This is a genomic window from Ktedonobacter sp. SOSP1-52 (assembly GCF_016587395.1).
In genome coordinates, this window is record NZ_BNJH01000004.1 from 19372 (window position 1) to 42361 (window position 22990).

Annotated in this window: 16 protein-coding genes, 1 tRNA gene and 2 pseudogenes; 8 read left to right on the forward strand and 11 right to left on the reverse strand. The window is 53.6% G+C overall.

Features of this window, described 5'->3' with window-relative positions:
• Positions 1-3 precede the first annotated feature (3 nt).
• From JMJ16_RS35270 to mnmG, 3 genes and pseudogenes are all read right to left on the reverse strand, one after another.
• Positions 4-1215, reverse strand: coding sequence for a HAMP domain-containing sensor histidine kinase (locus JMJ16_RS35270; RefSeq protein ID WP_201389299.1), 1212 nt, complete (start codon positions 1213-1215; stop codon positions 4-6).
• 122 nt (positions 1216-1337) lie between these two features.
• Positions 1338-2021: a response regulator transcription factor gene (locus tag JMJ16_RS35275; protein ID WP_040442483.1), complete on the reverse strand. Its 684-nt coding sequence runs from the start codon at positions 2019-2021 to the stop codon at positions 1338-1340.
• Between the two features lie 333 nt (positions 2022-2354).
• Positions 2355-4414, reverse strand: a pseudogene (gene mnmG / locus JMJ16_RS57480) (tRNA uridine-5-carboxymethylaminomethyl(34) synthesis enzyme MnmG).
• Between the two features lie 225 nt (positions 4415-4639).
• Here mnmG and JMJ16_RS35285 point away from each other — a divergent pair.
• Positions 4640-4722, forward strand: a tRNA-Leu gene (locus JMJ16_RS35285).
• Positions 4723-4727: 5 nt separating this feature from the next.
• Here the strand turns inward: JMJ16_RS35285 and JMJ16_RS35290 are convergent.
• The 3 genes and pseudogenes from JMJ16_RS35290 to JMJ16_RS57485 all read right to left on the reverse strand — a co-directional run.
• The gene (locus JMJ16_RS35290) at positions 4728-5060 is read right to left on the reverse strand and encodes a hypothetical protein (protein ID WP_201389301.1); all 333 of its coding nucleotides are present in this window, start codon (positions 5058-5060) and stop codon (positions 4728-4730) included.
• A 481-nt stretch (positions 5061-5541) separates the two neighbouring features.
• The gene (locus JMJ16_RS35295) at positions 5542-5979 is read right to left on the reverse strand and encodes a DUF1269 domain-containing protein (protein WP_201389303.1); all 438 of its coding nucleotides are present in this window, start codon (positions 5977-5979) and stop codon (positions 5542-5544) included.
• Between the two features lie 123 nt (positions 5980-6102).
• A pseudogene (locus JMJ16_RS57485) lies at positions 6103-6207 on the reverse strand (oxidoreductase); the annotation flags it as partial.
• A 1042-nt stretch (positions 6208-7249) separates the two neighbouring features.
• Here JMJ16_RS57485 and JMJ16_RS35300 point away from each other — a divergent pair.
• The 6 genes from JMJ16_RS35300 (at position 7250) to rlmD (ending at position 14451) form a co-directional block, all read left to right on the forward strand.
• The gene (locus JMJ16_RS35300) at positions 7250-8185 is read left to right on the forward strand and encodes an EamA family transporter (protein WP_201389305.1); all 936 of its coding nucleotides are present in this window, start codon (positions 7250-7252) and stop codon (positions 8183-8185) included.
• An 86-nt stretch (positions 8186-8271) separates the two neighbouring features.
• On the forward strand, positions 8272-9789 hold the full coding sequence (locus JMJ16_RS35305; protein WP_201389307.1) for a hypothetical protein: 1518 nt from the start codon (positions 8272-8274) through the stop codon (positions 9787-9789).
• A gap of 489 nt (positions 9790-10278) precedes the next feature.
• Entirely contained in the window at positions 10279-11043 is a 765-nt protein-coding gene (locus tag JMJ16_RS35310; protein WP_201389309.1) for a sigma-70 family RNA polymerase sigma factor, read from the forward strand.
• On the forward strand, positions 11024-11584 hold the full coding sequence (locus JMJ16_RS35315; protein ID WP_201389311.1) for a hypothetical protein: 561 nt from the start codon (positions 11024-11026) through the stop codon (positions 11582-11584). The genes JMJ16_RS35310 and JMJ16_RS35315 overlap by 20 nt, the downstream gene beginning before the upstream one ends.
• Positions 11585-11645: 61 nt before the next feature.
• Positions 11646-12647 (forward strand): polymer-forming cytoskeletal protein, encoded by a 1002-nt coding sequence (locus JMJ16_RS35320; RefSeq protein ID WP_201389313.1) that lies wholly within the window; start codon positions 11646-11648, stop codon positions 12645-12647.
• Positions 12648-13077: 430 nt separating this feature from the next.
• Complete coding sequence (gene rlmD, locus JMJ16_RS35325; RefSeq protein WP_201389315.1) at positions 13078-14451, forward strand: 23S rRNA (uracil(1939)-C(5))-methyltransferase RlmD; 1374 nt, start codon at positions 13078-13080, stop codon at positions 14449-14451.
• Between the two features lie 55 nt (positions 14452-14506).
• On the opposite strand, the gene JMJ16_RS35330 is transcribed toward rlmD, so the two are convergent.
• Complete coding sequence (locus JMJ16_RS35330; RefSeq protein WP_201389325.1) at positions 14507-16135, reverse strand: PH domain-containing protein; 1629 nt, start codon at positions 16133-16135, stop codon at positions 14507-14509.
• 231 nt (positions 16136-16366) lie between these two features.
• The gene (locus JMJ16_RS35335) at positions 16367-16942 is read right to left on the reverse strand and encodes a CvpA family protein (protein WP_201389327.1); all 576 of its coding nucleotides are present in this window, start codon (positions 16940-16942) and stop codon (positions 16367-16369) included.
• 388 nt (positions 16943-17330) lie between these two features.
• Between JMJ16_RS35335 and gyrA the strand changes: the two genes are divergently transcribed.
• The gene (gyrA, locus tag JMJ16_RS35340) at positions 17331-19889 is read left to right on the forward strand and encodes a DNA gyrase subunit A (RefSeq protein ID WP_201389329.1); all 2559 of its coding nucleotides are present in this window, start codon (positions 17331-17333) and stop codon (positions 19887-19889) included.
• Between the two features lie 72 nt (positions 19890-19961).
• Here the strand turns inward: gyrA and JMJ16_RS35345 are convergent, their stop codons facing one another.
• From JMJ16_RS35345 to JMJ16_RS35355, 3 genes are all read right to left on the reverse strand, one after another.
• Positions 19962-20345, reverse strand: coding sequence for a hypothetical protein (locus JMJ16_RS35345; RefSeq protein WP_201389331.1), 384 nt, complete (start codon positions 20343-20345; stop codon positions 19962-19964).
• Positions 20346-20458: 113 nt separating this feature from the next.
• Positions 20459-21217, reverse strand: a complete 759-nt coding sequence (locus tag JMJ16_RS35350; RefSeq protein ID WP_201389333.1) for a glycosyltransferase family 2 protein — start codon at positions 21215-21217, stop codon at positions 20459-20461.
• A 68-nt stretch (positions 21218-21285) separates the two neighbouring features.
• Complete coding sequence (locus tag JMJ16_RS35355; RefSeq protein ID WP_201389334.1) at positions 21286-22950, reverse strand: glycosyltransferase family 39 protein; 1665 nt, start codon at positions 22948-22950, stop codon at positions 21286-21288.
• Positions 22951-22990: the final 40 nt, after the last annotated feature.

A 22990-nucleotide genomic window follows, 5' to 3' on the forward strand; every position in this document is an offset into this window, starting at 1 on the left:
GGGCTACTCTCGGCTCGTGGCCTTCTGGCGCTTTGCCCCTTCCAGGATGGGCAGTGTGAAGTAGAAAGACGAACCTTTGCCCACCACTGTATCAAAGCTGATGGTGCCACCATGCTGCTCCACAATCAACCTGGCGATTGAGAGACCCAGGCCATACCCACCCATTTTTGATTGCTGGCTATGGTTGGATTGGTAGAAGCGCTCAAAAATATGTGGGCGATCCTCAACCTGAATACCATAGCCGGTATCGGTGACACTGATCATCTGAAAGTGTGCATCATGCACGCTGGCCGTAATAGTCACCGAGCCACCGGGTGGCGTATATTTAATGGCATTGGAGATCAGGTTATTTAAGACTTGCTTGATACGCTGTGGATCAACATACAAGAGGGGTGCCTCGGGCGCAATCTCCAGGACTAGCGCAACCCCCGCCTTCAGCGCCTGCGGCTGCAAACTCCGCGTCACCAGGCGAACCAGCTCTAGCAACTGTACGCCTTGCTGCTTAGTTTCAAACTGTCCTAGGTCCGAGCGTGTCATAAACAAAATGTCTTCGACGATTGAGATAAGCTGCTGCACCCCCTCTTGAGCGTATCCCAGGTAGAGGCGCTGCTCATCATTCAATTCGCCCATATGCCCCTGCCAGAGAAGCTCAATAAAGCCGTGGACCGAGTTTAAGGGTGTGCGCAACTCATGTGAGACCATTGAGACAAAATTCGAGCGTACCTGGTTCGCCACCTTGAGGGCCGAGAGGTCCCGCAGAGCCAAAACTGCGTACGGCTGTTCAGCTATATGAATAGGCGTCACACTGGTGGAGACCTCGCAAAAAATCTCCTCCTTTGCCCCGACTAGCAGTTCTTCGTTCTGTAGCGACTCATCCTGTTGCAGGACCCGCGTCAGGGGACAGCTCGAAGTTCCACACAGCTCCATACGGTTCAGGTTCTTGCAGCGTAACATTTCGCGACATTTCCACAGCGTCCCCGGCTTGCCTCCAGGTAAGCGCAACATCTCCCTGGCCGCTGGATTGCTGTCGCGCAGGTGAAAGTCTTTATCCAGAACTAGTAGCGCGTCCGGACTATGCGTCATAAAAGACGTAAGCACCAACTCACGCTCCAACGGCACCGTCTCTTCACGCTTGCGGCGCCCCCGGCGAGGCGACACGACCGTCAGGTCATATGTCTCCTCTTCTCGACCTGTTCCTGACCCTTCTTGTGACATATCTTTCCGCACCCTGACCCCCTACATTTCCAAATGTCTTCACGTTCTTGTTTAAGCCAGCTCCCCTTCACTCGAACGCGAAAGAAATGAGCACATCCCTACATCTTTACTTGCCTACTTGTCTACTTGCCTACAAACTTATAGCCAACGCCGCGCACCGAGAGAATGTAGAGCGGCTTGTCTGGATCGTCCTCCAGCTTGACGCGCAAGCGACGGATGTAGACATCGACGATATTGCTGTTGTTCTCGTTATCGTTCCAGACCTCAGCCAATAATTGATCTCTATTCACCACCTGGCCCGCGCTATGCATCAAAACACGCAAAACATGCATCTCGGTGGGAGTCAGGGTAACGGGCTGCTTCCCCGTTACGGCGACTTTCAGCTCGGCCGGGAAGAGCTCTATCTGCCCGCCACGGATACTCTGGTTGCCCGTTTTGCCACTCTTTTTGATCCGGCGCAAAACGGCCTGTACACGCGCGACCAGTTCCTGGTGATTGTAAGGTTTGCAGATGTAATCATCCGCGCCAATGTTGAACCCCTGGAGCTTCGCCTCAATTGTGTCCTGGGCCGTCATAAAAATAAGGGGGATCTCATAGCCTTCCGCCTTTAGCTTGGCGGAAAACTCAAAACCATTGATATACGGCATCGTGACGTCCAGAATCAAGAGGTCCGGTTCTCGCTTCTGAATCATTTGCAAGGCCCCGCGAGGGTTATCCGCCGTTTCTACCTCGTATCCCTCTTTGCTCAGTACAAATTGCACCAGCGTATTGGCAAAGCGGTCGTCATCTACGACGAGAATGTACACAGTCTTCCCTCTCCTGTCTTTCAGGTTGCCGTGCACACTGCTGTGGGCTGTGGGCACTTCCCAATGTCCATCTAACATATAGGCAATTACCTATCACGTAATTGCCATTTACCCCATGTGAACCAGGTTAACCATTGGGTAGTCTGCGCTTATGAGCGTGGGTATAACGTCGCTACTCCCTTCCATCAGCGATCTCTCCCCAACATGGTTGCTGAAAAAAAGCAGTACCACCACTCGAGGAGAATGTTTAATGTTACTGCTTTTTCTTCTTACTAGTATTTTATAACCCCTATGCCTGTGTATGGTACACAGTACTATAGGTTTATGTCAAGATTACAGCCTTAAAGCCCGTACTTTCTGGATATACACCATCAAAATGGCTATATCCGCGGGGGTTACGCCCTCTACACGCGAGGCCTGCCCAACCGTCCTTGGCTGCGTCTTAAGCAGCTTCTGGCGCGCCTCCGTACGCAGGTGCTGCACATCGCGGTAATCCAGGTTCTCCGGAATACGCATCTCTTCCAGGCGCGAGGTGCGGCGCACCAATTGCTCCTGCTTGCGCACATAGTTCTCATACTTGACCTGGAGCTCAACCTCTTCAGCAGTATCCTCCGGCAGGTCGGTCAGTTCCATAAAAATCCTGGACGCAGACTCCGCGCCATCCATATTTGCGTGCTCTTCAACCATACGTTGCGAGAGTTGAGCGACCTGGAAGTACTTCACTGTTGGACGCCGTAATAGCTCTTTGGCGGACATCTTCTGGCCCAACGGGGCAATTCCCAGCGTCTCGGCGTGCTGCTCTGTAACCCTTGAGGAGGTAAAGCTCACGCCCTCCAACACCTCCAGGGTACTCTGGATGGCCTCTCGCTTGCGCACTACCTGCTCATAGCGCTCGTCTCCAATCATGCCCAGGCGATATGCATGATCGCCCAGGCGCAGATCAGCGCTCTCAGGACGTAGCAAGAGTCGGTGCTCGGCCCGCGAGGTGTGCAGACGATAGGGCTCGCTCATGGGACGCGTCACCAGGTCGTCGATCAAGACACCGATGTAGGCTTCATGCCGCCCCAGCACAAAGCCATCCTCGCCACGCGCATAGAGCGCGGCATTAATGCCCGCCATGATGCCCTGAGCCGCGGCCTCCTCATAGCCAGAGGTACCGTTGATCTGGCCCGCCAGGAAGAGGCCCGCCACGGGCTTGGTCTCCATCGTAGGGAAGAGCTGTGTGGGCAAGACATAGTCATACTCGACGGCATAGCCAACCCGCATGATCTCCGCCTTCGCCAGCGCGGGAATGCTGCGCAACATCTCCAGCTGCACATCCTCGGGAGGCTGGTATTCATGCCCTGGACATAGACCTCGCCCGTACGCCAGCCCTCCGGCTCCAGAAAGATTTGGTGCGAGACCTTGTCGGCAAAGCGCACAATCTTATCCTCAATCGAGGGGCAGTAGCGCGGCCCAACACCTTCGATGATACCGGTATAGAGGGGGGAGCGATGCAGGTTATCACGAATAATCTGATGGGTGCGCTCAGTTGTTCGCACCAGGTAGCAGGGCAACTGCGGACGCCAGCCGCGTAGGTCCTCCTCCAGCACAGGGTAGACCGAGTTTGGCTTCCCACCGGGTACCTGGATATCCTCGCGCGCCTCTGTATCCTGCGAAAAATAGAGAGGGACAGTACTTCCTGGCTGGCGCTCCGTCTTACTAAAATCTATTGTGCGTGCATCGATACGCGGGGGCGTACCCGTCTTAAAACGCCGCATCTCCAGGCCCAGTGCACGCAGCGAATCGGAGATACCTAGCGCCGGACCTTCTCCAGCGCGCCCGCCTGGCTGCGTCTTCTCGCCAACCACCAGACGACCATTAATAAATGTTCCGGTCGTCATCACCACTGAGCGCGCATGATACTCCCAACCGTTGCTGGTCACCACGCCATGCATCACATGCCGCCCATCCTCGCGTTGCGTGCTCAGCAAGCGCAAGATCGTCGCCTGCCGTAGATCGAGATTTGGTTGGCTCTCCAGCACAAACTTCATCGCCAGACGGTAGGCCTGCTTATCACACTGCGCGCGCAAGGCCTGAACCGCTGGCCCCTTACTGGTATTCAGCAGGCGCATCTGGATAAAGGTGCGGTCGGTATTGCGCCCGATCTCGCCGCCAAGGGCATCAATCTCCTTGATCAGGTGTCCCTTGGCCGGTCCACCCATAGAAGGGTTACAGGGCATCAAGGCCACGCTATCCAGATTCATCGTGAGCAATAGGGTCTTGAGTCCCATGCGTGCGCTGGCCAGCGCGGACTCGCAGCCCGCGTGTCCCGCGCCCACAATGATAACATCATAATAGCCGTGCACACGCGGCTCAGAGGATGTGTGCAAGCTCTCTCCACTGTTAGTCATATTTCCGTACCTGGTCGCTTCTTCTCTATGAATGTTTCTTCACTCCAACACGGCTCATATTATGCCCCAGTCGTTCACCAGCGTCAATATTTGACACGCCAGCTAGGATTTTTCACGTTTTCAGCGCTAATGACTGTTTCAACAATCAGGCGGAATAAAATATCGACCCAACCGTCAAAAATGATTGACGAAAGCCGCTGAACGTGCTATTATCGTGGCACACACGGGGCGATGGCGAAATGGTAGACGCAGGGGACTTAAAATCCCCAGGCTGAGAGGCCGTGAGGGTTCGAGTCCCTCTCGCCCTACCCTCTCACAGAGCAGCTTGAGTGGTAAGCGCTCGACGCGCCTCTGCTACGGTTTTCCCTGCCTTGGTTAACGTCAAGAAAAGCGTTGGTTCTGCTTGCCTGACCAGTTGACGCCAGAGCACCACCTTCCTTGGCCCACAGTGCTGACACTCCCAACGGTTACACCTTGCCCGTTGCATCTCTCCTGTATGCTTGTTTACCCAGCGATGACGCAACGCCCACGGGTCCTTGCAGTAGTACAGCGCATCGAGTCCATACTGTTCTGCTATGAGTGTCTTTTCCTCTAGCGTCGGCTCATGCCACCCCTGGTGCGTCTCGATCCCTACAATCTCACCCATAGGCTCCCCCCTCCTTCTCTTCCACCATCAATGGTTGCGTCTGTCGCTAAATATGTGTGTGATATATTCCTTTCAGGGTTTCCAAGTAGGATCACCTTTCCCTGGTTCATATCCTAAAAGAAAGAAAGGGAAAGATATGGATGAGATCTGTGTTGAACTTACATTTGATAAAGAACTTCCCTGTGTCATCTGCGGAACACTGACAAGCTGTGGTGTAGCCTGTCGCTCGGTGACGCAGGGCATCACAGGACACGAGTTCAGTGAAACATGGATACTTAACCCTTACTGCGAGCAGCGTACTGGGTGTAGAGACAAAGTATGGAAAAAAGTGAAAACCCCGCGACTTGACTCGAACCAGTGACCTCTGTACGCGATTGCAGCACCGCACCCTGACAGTGCTCCGCCACCTGAGGAGACGTGCCTCATCATGAGGCCAACCCCAGCACTCGGTGATTGTCAGCCTTGCTTTGCTCATCGACGACTATGCCTGCCCGGAAGCCGCTCTAATCCTTGCCTTATCTTCTGTTGACAGCGCACTGTAGAAGCGCTTACCTGGGTAACCTCTTAAAGCGTGAACGACATCTTGAGCCTTGGACGGATCTACCAAGAGAAAGAGAGCGGATGTCCCTGGAAGAAGGTGTTGCTTCACCTGCTGGACAAACCAATCATCAATGCCCTTACCCCACCCAGAGAGCAGCGTTTTGATGACATATTCCCATGTTTGGGCGTTAAAAGCGTCTCCATCTGTGGGATCTATCACTTGTTGCACGATGACCTGGCCATCCAGCCGGATGATAACTATCGCTGCATCCCCAGGTGGAATGAGACCGCTTCTCTTTAATTCTTGAGTCCGCAGCCACAGCTGTTCCGCTTCCTGCTCACCGTCAAACACCAGCGCAATCAACCTACTCTCAGCCATTTCTTTGCTCCTCCACAGAGAAAATTTTCTTCATCGTTTCTTCCATTGGTCCTTCACCTTCTGGCTAAACGTTGCCATGATAGTTGAGCAAACCAGCGTCGTTTTGGTAGGTTACTTCTTTTCTGGCAACCCTTTGCTGGCAACGATGGATGCATCTATAATTATCGATGCACTATCTAGCATCAGCGGCAGCGCCTTCTGAACCGTGAAAAGCAGCCCTTTCACGTTGTTTATCATTTTTCGCTGTTTTTTTTGCGAATATGCGCGCTGTACTCCTCCGACACTTCGAGCATGTCTCGTCGTACTTGATAGCAAGAGCCTCCTGCTTTCTGTCACTATACAGATCCATCTCAAACAGAGCGGTGAAGATCTTTACATTGAGCTGGCTTTTCGCTACGAAGACGAGGCACAGAAGCATGAACAATGGCAAAAGCGTATACAGTAAGGAAATCCCCGGGGTCAGAAAAGCGGTTCTAGGCCAGGAGACATACCAATCTCCTGTCCTAGTAAAATCGATTACTTGGCTAAGCTCGCTATTTGTCCTTGTTCTTGCTGTTCTTTTGCTCCTTTTCCTTTTACTCGGCAGGTTCAAATCCCCAATGGGAGAGTAGTTTGTGTGCTCCCGCCTGGCCTCGGCACCGCGATAATCCTTCAGTAGATCTCTATCCCTATTGAACAGGTGGAAAGTGCGCAGATTCAACAAGCCTTAATTTACAGGCGTGAGCAACAACGTATTATCTTCATGCATAGTTGGCTTTAAAAGCACAACATTACTTAGAATTTTTTGTCAAACTATATGTTATTTTTAACTAATCAATACGTTTCTATAAAATAGGTACATATTAGTACATATTTTTTGCTATATAGCAGCTATGACATATACGTGCCGTTCAATTTCAACGCAAGATTAGGGATATCTACTACAGATAAATGAATAGTATCACTAGACAAGTTTGCCAGGAAGTAAGAGCATGGTGAGGGGAGAGTTCGATGCTAGCATTTCCCGTCTTAACTGGAGCTTTCATGGCTGAAGATATACCTGGTGCTAAATATGGCTTTTCCCGTTTATACCACACATATGAATGAAAACATTGAAATTAAAACGCCTTATTAGTCGTGGAAGACTTTATTCCTTCACTTCTCAACAATGCCACGTGTGGGCCGGATTTGCAGCGAAGCGTCTATTCTCAATTTGTCATTACGCCAGTATAAAGGCTCATCTACAGCAAGCCTTAGAGAGAACAGATGCAGTAAAAGGAGAAAATATAATATGCAGCTTATAGGAATTGCGCTTGGAGGAGGGGTCGCTCTTCTATGGGGCATAGCGGATTCCATCGCAACGCTGTCCACGAGACGTTTAACCACTTTTACCACCACCATTATTTCTCATTTTAGCGGCTTGCTTACCTTGATTGTTACCCTGGCTATTCTCTTCTGGCATTACCCATCTCATACCTTTGCCATCTCAGCATCGGACCTTCTCATCGGCGCGGGCACAGGCGTACTCACCGTCATAGGCTACCTTGCTTTGTACCGCTCTCTAGAGCTTGGCCCAATCGCGATCACAAGTCCGCTCTCTTCTACCAGTGCGGTCTTTACCTTGCTTCTTTCGACGCTCTTCCTGCAAGAGCATATTACCTTATTTGATGGATTCGCCATTGGGGCCATCATCATTGGGGTGTTCCTTGCCTCGATCAACATACGGAACATACATTTGCTCCTCAAGAAAAAGCCCGAAGCGCTACTCGCCGGGAAGGGCGTTCGCTGGGCCTGCATCACGCCCATCGCCTTTGGACTGGTGGATATTAGCATCGGAGCCTCCTCGCCGCTTCACGGCTGGTTCACACCCGTATTCCTCACCTTTGTCTTTAGTTCATTCACGCTCACGATACTCTTACTCGTGCGCTACTCATTCAGCAAAGAGGGCAGAACCCTTTTTATGAGCGTGAACACGCTTTTCCATAAACCTGTCGGCATCCTATTCGCCATAGGAGCTGGCATCCTGGAATGCCTGGCGATCGTTACCTTTGGCATAGCGGCCCAAACCATTAAACCTGGCATGATTGCCGCTATCTCCTCTAATTACTCTTTAATTTCCGTCTTATTTGGAGTTCTGGTCCTGGGTGAGCGGTTGATGGCCAATCAAAAGCTCGGCATTGGGATAGTTATGTGTGGCCTCACCGTACTTACAGTCATCCACATATGAGTATGTCAGGGTCTTTGCCTTTGATGCATACGCACACAGCCCCAGGTATCACACACAGTTTGCGATGAACAAGGAGACAAATAGCGATGTCGTTACGTAGGACAGTCACGGCTATCATCGGACTGGAACTGATTATAGCGCTCATCATCCTTTTACATATTGGCGAAAACGCTTCCCCAGGGGTCAGCCTGTACAAGTTCACCCCTTTACTGGGAGCAATCATAGGAAGTTGTCTGACATTCTTCTCTATCCGCAAAAGCGCCCTCAATATCTCTGTCGAGCGCTCCGAAGCCTGGATAGGATATGAGAAGGCAGGCTGGATACTCGTCTGCCTCGGACAGGCCATGTGGGGGCTGGGAGAAAGCTTCTGGCGCTACTATTCCGCTATCGGCGATCCCCCTTTCCCATCGCTGGCTGACGCGGGCTATATGTTCTTTCCAGCACTCTGCTTTATCGGTCTCGTGCTGCAACCAAATGCTAAGGGCAGGTTAGAGCGAACACTGGTCGCGCTGGATAGCCTTATTGCTATGGGCGCATTGCTCGCTATTAGCTGGTACCTTCTGCTCGGAGCCATCGCGCAATCACCAGCCACGACAAGCCTGGCGAAGTTCATCAGCCTGTATTATCCAGCCGCTGATGTCTCCCTTCTCAGTTGCGTGATCTTCTTACTGATGCGCGGGCACAGCCAGGTCTACCAGGCAACGGCACGCAGGTTTAGCCTGTTTGCTCTTGGGCTGGGTCTCTGCCTGTTCGCGACATCGGACTTTATCTTTAACCTGCAGCAAAACGCGGGAACCTATGTCGATGGCACATGGGTTGACCTGGGCTGGCCTCTGGGCATGCTCACGATTGGCTTAGCCGCCTACCTGCGCTGTAATCTCCCCCGAACAGCACAGGAAGCGCTGGAGGCACGGCGACAAAATCGCGTTACATACATGGGCTTTCGCCCGGTTCAGTTACTCCCCTATATCCTTATCTTCATCCTGTTCATAGTGCTGATCCTCAATGTGAATTCTTCCGACCCGGCTCAAGCACACATTCGCTTTGTGCTTATGCTCGCGACCATTGTTGTCATCTGCCTGGTGCTGGTGCGTCAGATTCTAACCATTCACGAGAATGAGCGTCTCTCACATTTGCAGGCCGCTTCCTTGCAACAAATTGAAGAGCAGGCCCACCACATCGCGGAACGCAACAAGGAACTCGAAGAGGGCATAGCCCACCTCAAAGCGGTTCAAACGAGCCTGGCAAATGGGAATCTACGCGCCCGCGCACAATTACAGCACGGCGTGCTTTGGAGCCTCGCCAGCAGTTTGAATCTCCTGGCCGACCGCCTGACAAACCTGGGCATGGCAAAGAGGCGCCTGGACCTCTTGCATAACGCGCTTATCGACCTGAGTGAGGCCATCGCACGCTATCGAGCGGGTCAAGGCTTCAAGTTGCCGCCGTCATGCGCGAACATGCCAGAGGTTGCGCCGATAGTTCACGCGATAGGCGCCCCCAAATCGCAATTACCTACGAGCGCCCCTCTTCCATCCCAGGATCTACCAGCGAAAACTCCATCCTGGGAGATATCACCAATGAGAAATCCTTCGCAATCAATCTAAATGGTAAAGTCAGGGTGTGGTGGGAGGCTGGCTTTGCTAGCCTCCCACCACACCCTGACTTTGCCTGCCCATATCGAGTGGTAAACTTGTGAAATAAACTGCCCTCAGCCTACTGTTTTCATTTGATGAAACGAAGTTTTTGCGTTTACCTATATAGCGAGGCTATACTTCGAGGATGCCTGCCGAGGATACCTGAGCCATAAAATGAAAAAGTGTTTGCCGAAATATAGAAGTGTAAGCACAATACGAGCAGGCGAAACTCTCTTGAAATGAAGGAAATTTCATAAAATAATGCGTCATAGTATGTCATGATAGTGGTTCCTACTTGTCACGATGGCTCAGTCATGTTACACTGCGCTTAAAAGATTACAAGATTACAAGATTACAACTTTTTTAGACATCGCTCGTAGAGTTTAAAGTGGCAATGCTTATTTCGTAGCCTTACCTGTTGATTGTATTGTTTAGAACGCAAGTAGTGGGCGGTGACCAATGTTAGATTCGACGGTGAACGCTTCCCACGTGTTGGGAAATATCGGTTCAGTCGCGGCACCCAAAACAACTTCACATAGAACACATAAAACCGGAACACTTAATCCAGCAGGCGCACAGAGCGTCGCTGGTAGCAGCCAGACTAGCGCAAGCCAGGCCTGGGCGTCGCCTCAGACGGAGACGCTGAGCGACTTGCAGATTGTCTCGCTTGTTCTCCAGGGCGATCAGAACATCTTTGCTTCCCTGGTTGAGCGCTATAAGGACGCGGTCCAGAACCTGGCCTATCGTATGCTTGGCAACACGACAGAGGCCGAGGATATCACCCAGGAGACCTTTGTCCGCGCCTACACTCAGCTGGCAACCTATAAGCCCGCGCACAAGTTTAGCACGTGGCTGCTTTCCATCGCCTCACACCTGGCGATTGACCAACTGCGCCGCCGCCGCTTCCTGGCTCTTCCCCTAGAGGATGTGCCTTTCCTGGAGTGGATCGTGGACGCGAATGTTGGTCCTGAGCAGTCGGCGATACAGGGTGAACAGCATGATGAGATCCAGAGTTATCTCCAGGTGCTCCCTAGCAAGTATCGCGCGGTGATTGTGCTGCGCTACTGGTACGACTTCTCCTACGAAGAGATCGCGCAAGCACTCAAGCTAACGCCCGCGCTCGTGAAGGCTCGCCTGCACCGCGCTCGTGAGTTGTTGGGCCGCCATCTCAAGAAGCAAGTTACGCAGGAGGAGGTTTCACCCGATGCGTTGCAGCGAGGCTAGAGCAGGGCTGGAGGCTCAGCGCAACGGCAAGCTAGAACCAGCCAGAATACGCGAACTCAAACGACACCTCGCCGAGTGCCAGGGGTGCCGCGCTTTCGAGCAGGAACTTGAGCGTGCACAAGCAGTTCACGCCTCCGAGCCACAGCTCGCTTTTGCCAGCGTCTCTACTGATCAGATCATGCAGGCGATTCATCAGCGCGCTCGCGTCAGCCAGCAGCTTGAAGATATCCGCCAGCAGCAGCGCTCGCGCATTTCGCGTATACGCCCCTTTGGCACAGTTCTGGCAGCCCTCACGTTTTTCGCTTTGAGCTGTGTGCCACTGCTCCTCTTCGCGATCTTACTCATTCAGTCAGACTTCGCTGCGCCCATGTTGTCTGCCTTGAGTGGTATTATAGAGGTCCTGGTCATCCTGGTGCAGTATATCCAGGAAGGCGTCAATCTGACCACCCATAATAGCTGGTTACTCACTGGCGTCTCACTCGCGGTCGTTGTCATGCTGGGGATGTGGTTCCATTTAATGCGCCCCCCGCGTGAAGCCTGAGCAATCAATAGTATGATCTTCTGCCGCGTAAGAGCATGATCAAGAGAGTGCGAGTTCCTGTATGAAGCACAATATTGTAGGCAACCCTGTTTTTGCACGCCTTGTTTCCATCGCACGCCACTACCTCCTCCTGCTCCTTCTCTTCGCGGGTGGCCTGATAGCCTGGCACAGTGAGTCTGACCGCGCGCTCGCGGCCGAACATCAACCGCAGCCATCTTCTCCCCCCCCCTCATGTACCGGAGCCTATCATAAAGCGTTCTTTGGCTCTATCGTGGTCGTGAATAGTGGGGAGGTGATTTGCAGCAATATAACCGCGTTTGGCGGAAAAATCATCATTCAGGGCCTTGTACGGGGTGATGTGGTGGCCTTTGGCAGTGACCTTATTATCAATGGCCATGTGGATGGACAGGTCACGACCTATGGCAGCAACGTCACCATGCAAAGCGATGCTCGTGTTAACGGGGATATCCGTCTCTGCGGTGGGCACTGGTTCTCCGGCCCTCAATCCCAGTTACATGGTTCTGTCCTTGAATGCACCAAAAGTGTGGGACTCCTCGTTATTAGCGACCTGGGACCCGATATACGCTTCTGGTCCCTCTTGACATGGCTCGTATTAAGTGTATTACTCACAGTATTATTGCCAGAACATGTGATGCTGGTGCGCACGACGGCGACAACCAAAACGCGTCGTAGCCTGGTCCTGGGATTACTAAGTGTACTCCTGGCCCCGGCCGTTCTCGCGGTCTTGATTGCCCTTATCGTCTCTATACCGTTGGCGATTATTATCTTTGTTGGGCTTCTGACCGCCTGGGCTCTTGGCACTGTAGCTATTGGCTGGCATATCGGAGCGATGCTCTTCCATAAGTTTGCGCCACAGCATCGTTATAACATACGTCTGGTACAGGTCGTAGTGGGTATCACGGTTCTGACCCTGGCCGGGTCAATCCCCTATATTGGCTGGTTGGTCTCGCTCTTCTCCGGGCTACTTGGCCTGGGTGCGGTCCTGTTAAGCCGCTTTGGCACTCGGCTCTATAGTCAACCTAAACACCCCCTACCGCTCTAATGCCCTGAGCTTTTCAAGTTATAAATACTTAGATCTTATTCCGAAACCCAACCCCCATTCGGGGGCGCAGCGCCACTGACGTGTCTAGCGCTTCGCGCTCAGGGTTTTCGGAGAAGTAGTTATCTATGCAGTGGCGGAAGGAAGAGATTACTCACAATATGAGGAAGAGGTTGAGAAAAGGATTCTCCGATCAGTACTATATTGATACAATTACATGCAAAGTCGGACCAGGTGCAAGACTAGCCCTTGTTTCGCGAGTATGTTACAGTATATCTGCTCAGCCGCGAGTCCTTTTCGTTTTGCGAGACTCTTCCCCTGGGGTTACGTAGTAATAGATTGAGCACCATTAGAAATTACACTGAAAATCACGCTGGAAGGATGGGACGGACATCAGCGACAAAACTGTCGCCAGGTGACCGCCGAGGTGAACATGAGTATTGATGTTGAATTGACCGATCTTGCTTACGGAGGCGACGCCGTAGGCCGCTATGAAGGGCGCGTCCTCTTCGTTCCTGGAGGTATTCCAGGCGAAAGGGTGCGCGTCGAGATTGTTGAGGAACGCAGGGGACATGCCCGAGCGCAGTTGCTTGAAATCATCCGCCCTGCGCCCGAGCGCGTCGAACCAGCCTATCCACTCATGACCGACTGCGGCTGCCAATGGCAGCATATTGCATACCCGGCTCAACTCACCTGGAAGGCCCATATTGTACGCCAGCTCCTGGTGCGTATTGGGAAACAGCCTGATGCCCTGGTCCATCCCACCATCGGAATGCCACCCACGCTCCCTCCCTGGCACTATCGCAATATAGCTCTCTTCACCATTGGACCACGCGGTGAGATCGGGCAGAAATTTACGGACAGCCACGAAGTTCAAGATCTACCAACCTGCCCTCTGCTGCACCCGGCACTCGACCATATCTATCAACTGGTACGCGCGAAAATTATTGATTATTTTGGCGATACACGCGGGGAGATGATCCAGGGCTTTACTATCCGTGGCGCCATCGGCAAGGCGAGCAGCGGGAATCCAGGCCTCATTAACACCATCAAGGCCGTGCCTACACTGCTCACAGTGCATGCTCGCCCAGGCTCGATGATTGAGGATCCCCAGCAGTTCGCGCAAGAGCTTATGGCCATCTCGCCCGCCATGGTTGGCGTGATCATTGAGCGCGTGGGTGGACGCTATGGGCGTGTGTTTGTGGGCCAGGAATATCTTAATGATGTGGTATTAGGCCGGCACTTCCGTGTCTCAGCGGACTCCTTCTTCCAGGTAAACCTGACGCAGACCGCGGTTCTCGTTGAGCGCGCCCTGGCCATGCTCGAACCACAGCGTAGCGAGGTCGTCCTCGATGGCTATAGCGGTGTTGGACTCTTCTCCACCTTCCTGGCTACACGTGCCGCACGCGTGCTGGCGGTGGAATCCCAACCCAGCGCGGTTATGGACGCCCGCGCCAGTTCTACGCTCAATAATCAGAACAATATTACCTCGTTAGAGGGAACGCTTGAGCGTGTGCTCAATCAGCTCCATTATCGCCGTGAGCGTATCGACCTGGCCCTGGTCGATCCACCACGCACCGGCTGTCATCCCAAGGCCTTGCAGGCCCTCCAGACGATGGCCCCACGCGCCATCTGCTACGTCTCCTGCGATCCCAGCACGCTGGCACGCGATATCGCGACACTCTGCACAGGTGGACGCTATCGCCTGGTCTCGGCCCAGCCTGTCGATATGTTCCCCCAGACGTATCATATCGAGTGCGTGGCACTTCTAGCCCGCATAGATCCCCTCAACACTCGCAGAGCGTAGAGTAAAAGAAAGAGCTAGCCCCGGTCTTGAACCGGGGCTAGCTCTTTCTTTATGGCTAATAGGACTGGACCTGGTTGGCAAGAGGAGTACGCAGACTCGTGCTCAAGACAACCTCGATACAACTGCCGGCCTCCATGATGGTTCCTGGCGGCGGACTCTGATGCAAGACATAGCCCGGCGGCATCGCGCTGGTAGGCTCAGCCTCACCCCAGACCGAGACCTCCAGCCCATACTCATGGGCATATTCCATCGCGGTCAGCAGGTCTTTATGCCGCAAGTCAGGCGCACCACGATTCCTGGTCGTATCCTCAATTGTTTTGAGGATGGTACCGAACCAGCGCTCCATATTCTTCTTGTCTTCATTCTCCTTTTTGGCCTTATCCACCTTCTCTTTGTGTCCACGAATAGCTGAGATCTCGTCCTGCAACACAAAGGGATGGTCGACCGACTCCAGAATGATGTTTGGACTATTGCCCGGCGTCTCAATGTAGACATTTCCAATATCCAGGAAGCGCTCAAGGAGATTGGGCACCATGACCTTGACATCGCGAATGCTTTTGTATTCGGTCTCGATACGCTGCTCGAAGAAGAAGACGAAGTAACGATTAATATCAATAATACGCTTATTGGTCAGGATATAGACGTCATCAACATAATTCATGTAGATGAGGCCCATCGAGACCAGCAAGCCCAGAACCACCAGGCCCATAAAGAAGAGCCAGTAGCCCAGAAATGGCCCGGTCACCAGATTAAACGAGGGCATCAGCAAGGTCAGCGGCAGCACAACCAGCAGCGAGGCCGCGGGAATGATCTCATTGCGCCAGAGCACATAGCGCGAACGCTGCACATACTTGACGGTATACTCGCCGGAGGTATAACGCACATCCGTCGGGATGCGCAAAATACCACCAAAGGTGCGCCTGGGACCCTGGAAGCGCCCCTCCTCACCTCGCAGCGGCGGCAGGTCGGCATCCGCGTTCTGTAGCTCGGGGACTGGCTTCCCTTTGGCCAGCTCTTTGAGCACATTGGCCAGGGCCGGATCTTCCACCTGCGGAATCGGGGGCTCAGGTTTCTTCTTGGCCTTGATCTCGTCCGTGATCCCCTGGATGGCGTCACGCACCTTCTTGGGGTTGGGAACCTCCTTCATGACCAGGTCGCCACCCGCCAGGTAGACATGAACCGTGCCAAAGCCGAGGAAAAGGCCCAGCATCGAGTCGACGCCTGTACCTACCTGCTCTACCTTTTCAAGCGGCGTCTGCTGGCGTGTAGGCTGCAAGAGGCCACGCGCATTGATAATGCGCTTGTTGGTAATGATATAGGTCTCATACCACCAGGTGACCAGGTGACGATAGGCAAACCAACCTCCCACTCCCAACAAGCAGAGGAAGAGCAGGCCATTGATCGTCCACCAGAGAGTGGTATCCCCTGGAAGGACCGTCGAGGCCCAGAGCAAGAGCAACAGCAGGAGGGCCAGGCCAATGACTGGCGCGCCCGGCTGGATCAGAAACCACCAGTGACGGCGCACAACCAAACGGACCTCTTCATCGGGCTGCTGCCCAGAAAAGGTCCATTTGTTTTTTCGGCCTTTGCGCCGAAATTGTTGCAAGTTAAAACGCTGGCGTCCAGAAGCCCAGGGATCCTGCTTTGTGGCGCTAGCGGCCTTCTCCCTGATTTTTTCAGCCATTCTTCACCTCATTGCATCCATCTCCGAGCAACGTGCCACAAACGCGAGTTACTTCTGATCCGAAAACCCTGAGCGCGCTTGCCGTGCCACCGCTTGCCCCCGAATGGGGTTAGGTGGTCCCCGAATGGGGAAGCGCTAGTCACGTCAGTGACGTTGGGTTTCGGAATAAGATCTTAAAAGGCGGCCCATGAAGCGGAACCGATAAGTACGGTACGGCAGCGTAAACGCCTGCTATTTTTTGGCTCCCCCACCAGCCTTCTTGGTTCGCGAAGCGATCAGAGCCACAATGACCGCGACTATGGCGATGAGGAAGAGAATAGGCACAAAATTGCCAGGATCAGGTGTCTGGACGGCAACCGTGAGAAACGATTGCCCATTGGCGCTTTTAGGGATCAGACTGCTGAGGAAGGCCATAATAAAGGCTCCCGAGACAATCCCCGGAATAACGCCAATAAAGCGCTCCGCTGGCGCGCCTGGCCTTGGGAATGCCTTATTCCCAATGAAGTAGCCAAGTCCCACGACCGCGGCAAACAATATAATAGCCCCCCAGGGGCCTAAGAGAAAGTTCGTCGTCGGAGTCGTAGGGGTTCCTGTGGTGTTTCCTGTTACGAGAAATCCAAAGACGGATGGAAGGCGATTCAGAAAATCGCTAAACGATTTTCCGCTATCGGGGCGCACCAGGAAAATGGCCAGGAGCACAAACACAAGCGAGACCAGTTCCCTCTTCCAGCCGCGTTGAAACCCGATGACGATAAATGCCAGAATTGCTACATAGAAGCATTGCGTTTCTGTAAATGGCAAAGACATAATGTTCGTCACTCCCCTATGGCATCAGTGTTAATGGACGCAACACTACTCGCCCTCTTTGTGACTACAGGTGATATGACTCTCCCGCAATTTCCGTTCTTGCATTAAATCATACCACACGATATCTCTAAAACATAGGGCATAATATACCAAATTTGTTTCCAAAAGCCTACATGAATCCAACTTAATAACGTACCATTACCTAAGGGCAAAAACTCGTTACTATGCCCCAAATGTGCTATACTATAAACGTAGGCAGGATCAAATTTTCTAAATCCCCTCCTAAACCTGTAAGAACTGCAACTGATACACAGTCGTTATACACCAGCACTTCATTCCGATATCGCCATCTGGCTATGTCTTGATTTTTTCTGGGTGAGGATGTTTTATGCAACTAGGCAATATCAAAACAGTCAACATCGTCGAGCAGATGACGGGAGCCTATCTCGACTACTCGATGAGTGTCATTGTAAGCCGCGCGCTCCCCGATGTACGCGATGGTTTAAAACCCGTGCATCGGCGCATTCTCTATGCCATGGAGCAGATGGGGCTACAATCCAACAAAACGTATCGCAAATGCGCTGGTACCGTGGGCGAGGTGCTCAAAAGCTACCACCCTCATGGCGATGCCTCTGTTTATGAAGCTCTGGTGCGTATGGCTCAGCCCTGGTCGATGCGCTATCCTCTCGTCCTGGGTCAGGGCAACTTTGGCTCGCAAGACGACGATCCACCCGCCGCCATGCGCTATACCGAAGCTAAAATGGCAGCCATCGCCGATGAGCTTCTGCGCGATATCGATAAGGATACCGTCGATTTCGTCCCAAACTACGATAACCAGGCCAAGGAGCCGGTGGTGTTTCCAGCTCGCCTGCCCAACCTGCTGCTCAATGGTACAACGGGCATCGCGGTGGGTATGGCCACCAATATTCCGCCTCATAACCTCCACGAGATCTGTGATGGCATTATCCATCTGATTGAGAATCCAGAAGCCACGACCGAAGACCTGGCGCGTATCGTACGCGGCCCCGACTTCCCAACCGGTGGTCTCATTCAGGGACGCGAAGGCATCCGCAATACCTATGCCAACGGTCGAGGTCGCATCGTGATCCGTGCGCGCACCCATATCGAAGAGAACGAGCGCGGACGCGCCAGCATTATCACCACCGAGCTTCCCTACCAGGTCAATAAGGCCGACCTGGTCAAGAAGATCGCTGAACTGGCTCGCGATAAAAGAATTGAGGGTATCTCTGAGGTGCGCGACGAGTCGGATCGCCAGGGTATGCGCATGGTTGTCGAACTCAAGCGCGACGCCAATCCACGCAGCATTCTCAACTCCCTCTTTAAATATACGGCCATGCAGAGCTCTTTTAACACAAACATGCTGGCCCTGGTCGACTCGCAGCCGCAAACCCTGACGCTCAAGAAGTTTTTGCAGCACTACATTACCCATCGCGAGCAGGTCATCACCAGGCGCACCCAGTTTGAGCTGCGCAAGGCCGAGGCACGCAAGCACATCTTAGAGGGCTTGAAGATCGCCATGGATAACCTGGACGAGGTTATCAATATTATTCGCGGCTCACGACGCGAGACGGCTGGCCTGGCCGAAGAACTGCAACAAACCTTCGGCTTCTCAAACGAACAAGCACGCGCGGTGCTGGATATGCGCCTCGCCAGCCTGGCCGCCTTACAGCGCCAGAAGGTAGAGGATGAGCTCAGGGATGTCTTGCAGCATATCGACTACTACCACAAGCTCCTGAGCGATATCAACGAGATCCGCGGCATCATCATGGCGGACCTCAAGGAACTCAAAGAGAAGTTTGGCGATGCTCGCCGCACAGAAATCGAGGAGAGCGAGGTCCGCGACTTCAAGGACGAGGACCTGATTCCCAACGAAGAGGTCGTGGTAACCCTGACCGAGAAGGGCTATATCAAACGCCTGCCTTCTGGAACCTATCGCGCGCAGCGTCGCGGTGGACGAGGCGTCACCGGCATGGCGACACGCGAGGACGATACGGTTCGCCACCTGCTCGTTCCACATACGCATGATAGCCTGCTCTTCTTCACGGATCGCGGTCGCGTCTTCCAGTTACGCGTCTATGAGCTGCCCGACACCAGTCGCACGGCTCGTGGCGAGCACTTGATCAATTTGATCTCGATTGAACAGCGTGAGCGCGTCACCGCCATTGTCTACGTTCCCAAGGGACACACCCATGACTTCCTGGTCGTCGCCACCAAGAAAGGCGAGGTCAAGAAGACTGCGATGAGTGATTTCGAGGTCGTCCGCCGCTCAGGTCTGATCGCCATGAACCTGGAGGATGACGATGAGCTGATCGGCGCCAAGCTCGTTGGCCCCGAGGCAGACGTCTTGCTGATCACTTCACATGGCCACGCCATTCGCTTTGGCGTTGACCAACTCCGCTCTGCCTCGCGCACTAGTGGCGGCGTACGCGGCATCCGCCTGGCAGACGACGATACCGTTGTCTCCCTAAACGCGGTCATTCCTGGAGGCGAGCTGCTGGTCGTCACCGAACATGGCTATGGCAAGCGCACCCCCATCGATGAGTATCCCGCCTACAATCGTGGTGGTAGCGGTGTGCTGACCTCCAAGGTCACTGAGAAGACCGGCAAGGTTGCCTCGGCTCGCATGGTCACCGAAGAGGATAACGACCTGATGCTCATCTCGGCCAGCGGCGTGGTTATCCGTACCGATGTGAGCCTGGTCCGCCAGGCAGGTCGCGCCACTCAGGGCGTCACTCTGATGAACCTCGCCGAAGATGATAAGGTCGTCGCCGTCGCTGTCGCTAACGGCAAGAAGACCGATGACGAGGAAAAGGCCGAGTCCGAAGTGGTCGAGGGTGAGGCTACAGCCATAACTGAGGTTGAAGAGGTAGCCCTCGACGCAATCGAGGAGGACGAGGAGACCTCAGACGAGGGCGAGAACGCCTAGACATCTGAGAAGCCCAAAGAGAAAGCCGGTGCACTTGCAAGTGCACCGGCTTTCTCTTTGGGTGGCTCGACGCTACGGGTTCATACGCAGCGCTTTGAGGTGCGGGCTCCGGCGCAATTTCTGCCCCTGGCGGATCTTCTGGGCGGAGGATCGATCTTTCTGCGCCTCCTGGGCGATCAAGGGGAAAGAGCGGTGAAACTCCTCGGAAAACTTCCTGGCCTGCTCCTCCGAGAGGTCGGCCCGCATCTCATATGAGCGTGCCAAAATCTCGCGTTTGACCTCGTCTTCGGCATCGAATGCAAGCAAAAAGGCCAGGGTAAAATCGGGCTTGCCCTGCTCGGCATACATATCGGCACATGTCAGCGCATCCGCGCCCTGCGCAAGTTGTTGCTGCGCCTGCTCGCGAAAGACATCTTTCAACAGGCTCGCATATTGTTCGGCAAATGAAACAGACATCACTGGCTCCTGGACTATGAGGGATAAAACCTTCTTCCTCGTATCCTACCACACAGGAACAAGCCTGGATAAGGTGTATGGGAGAGCGGGAAAAGGCCATGCCAGCATGGCCCCTACAGCCTGGCCAGTTGCTCTTCCTGGCGCCATTTACGGGCATAGGTAAAGAGTTCACGGAAGGCCCGCACAATTACACTCGGTTTGGCGCCGGTAGCCTTGCCTCCGCGCCGTGAGAGGTGGTGTACACCCACCTGGGTATAGGTATAGCCTGCGCGCTTAAACTTATAGAGGATCTCGGTGTTGATCATTGCCCCGCGCGTCTCCAGGCGCTGCTCACGAAAGAAACGCGCCCGGTATAGCTTGAAGGCGCAATCGACATCCCGCACCTCCAGCTTGAAGACGAATGAGACCAGCATCTTCCAACCCCAGGCATTCAGCTTGCGCATCCAGGTATCCTGGCGATCCAGGCGATAGCCCAGGACAGCATCATACTCCTCAATCAAAGGGAAGAAGCGAGCCAGGTCATAAATATCAAACTGGCCATCGGAATCCATAAAGAAGACCAGGTCTCTGCTTGCTGCCTCAAAACCGCTGACCAGGGCTGCTCCATATCCCTGGTTGACTTCGTGGTTTATAATCCGTAGCCGGGGCTCCTGGGCAGCCATCGCCTCCAGGAGCGCGCGCGTCCGATCCACGCTCCCGTCATTGACAACGATCACCTCAAAATCCTCTACCCACTCTGTAACGGCGTCGAGTACCTGCCTCACGGTCTCTGTAATCGCGACCTCTTCATTATGCGCAGGCATAACCACCGAGAGGCTATAGTTTGTTCTGACCTTCACGCCTACCTTGCCAGTGGCCGGGCTCTCCTGCATCACCAGCCAATCCTTTCACTTCAATAGTATTATCTTATCATGCCGACGGCCATGGGCCGTCACAACTCCTACCGAACTGTATAGAGATAGACCTGTACTGTACGCTTCTGAAAGGACGACTCAAGATGGTAGTGACTCTGTAACCAGTTCAAAGCTATGCTAGTTTTGTTGGCGGCGGCATCATCTGGTAGGCGTCCCACAATAAAGATAAGGCGCTGATGTCTGGAGGCGAAGGTCTGCAAGGCCATTGGGTCCACAGCTTCATCGGGTCCCGCGGTGCGCGCTGGCCCCATATTCTCCCAGGAGAACTCACCAGGCGCCCCCGCCTCAAAATGGGCAGGCCCGGGATACGCGTGAAGGTAGTACTCCACAGCGACCTGGCACCCTTGCTGGACACTATTATCATAGCAGATCATGCCATCACCGTCTTGAAAATGCTCCTGCACCCAGGCGGTTGCGCTATTCCAATCCTCTACCTGTGCGCTGCGATAATAGAAGGGCACGACCATAACTGCTAGAGCCAATAGCACCAGCGCCAGGCCAAAGCGTGGAAGGCGCCAGCGTATGTTTCCGATCACGTAAGCCAGCACAAGAGTCAGAGCAGGCACTACAACAATCAGGTAACGTGCCGAGAAGAGACGGATCGAACCCTGCGAAATGAGATAAGTACTCACAATCGGCACCAGCAACCAGCACAGGAGCAGCCAACCCCATAATGTCTGGTAATAGACATGAGACTCTACCTCTTCCACACGCTGCCCGCGCCCAGCAACGAGACGACTCCAGAACACCAGGCCTACCGCAATCGTCAGCATCGCTAACATAGCCAGTAGATAATACTTGCTGTTGCCACTGACAGAATGCCAAAAGTAGAGGAGGTCGCTCAGACGTGCCTGCGGCAACCAGCCGGTCTTATCAGCAGTTCGGCTCAACAAGAGCATGGGCAGGCTCAAGAGAAGTACCAGGGCAAAACATCCCAGAAAGACCTGAATGTGAGAACGCAGGTGTTTACGCGCTTCACCTGTAGCAAAAAGTCCGGGAAAGAGCCATACCACCGCCAGCGCTAGCACCTGAGTGCCCAGAATGACCACGCTAAACAGGTGTGTATAAATGGCCAGGACGCTCGTGCTAACGTAGATGATCCAATACCACTTCGTCGCTCGTGGTCGTGCCAGGATGCTGAGCAAGGCATACCAGGAGAGGCAGAGCAGTAAGACCTGCAAGCTATAGGCACGTGCCTGTTGTGCATACACCAGTTGCCAATCATTCAACAGGTATAGAGCCGCCGCAACAATACCTGCGCTATTGCTACGCACCCGACGTCCCAACAGAAAGACTACAACCGTGCCCAGGGCGGCAAAGATCGCGGAAGGGAGGCGCACCACCGCCTCTGTCTGAAGAAACCCCGCCGCGTTGGCTACAGATAACCATCCATGCAAGAAGAGATGATAAAGTCCCATATTTGGCTCCTGGGTCGATACCAGGCGCCACAGGAGAGGCAATGGCTGGCCCGCCAACTCAACCGAGAAGGCCTCATCAAACCAGACGCTGGGCGTACCGATACGATAGAGGTTAAATGTTAAGGCAGCGATAAACAATAAGCAACCGGATAGCCAGATTGAAGGCAGGCTATAAGCCGAACGCCTGGCCTCTCGCAAAGAGATGGCGCCGGAGGAATCATCGGAGTCGAGACCATCCCGTACGACAAATGGAGATTTAAATTTTTGCGACACATCACACCGCCGTCTTCTAGCTAGAACTTATTTCTCTTAT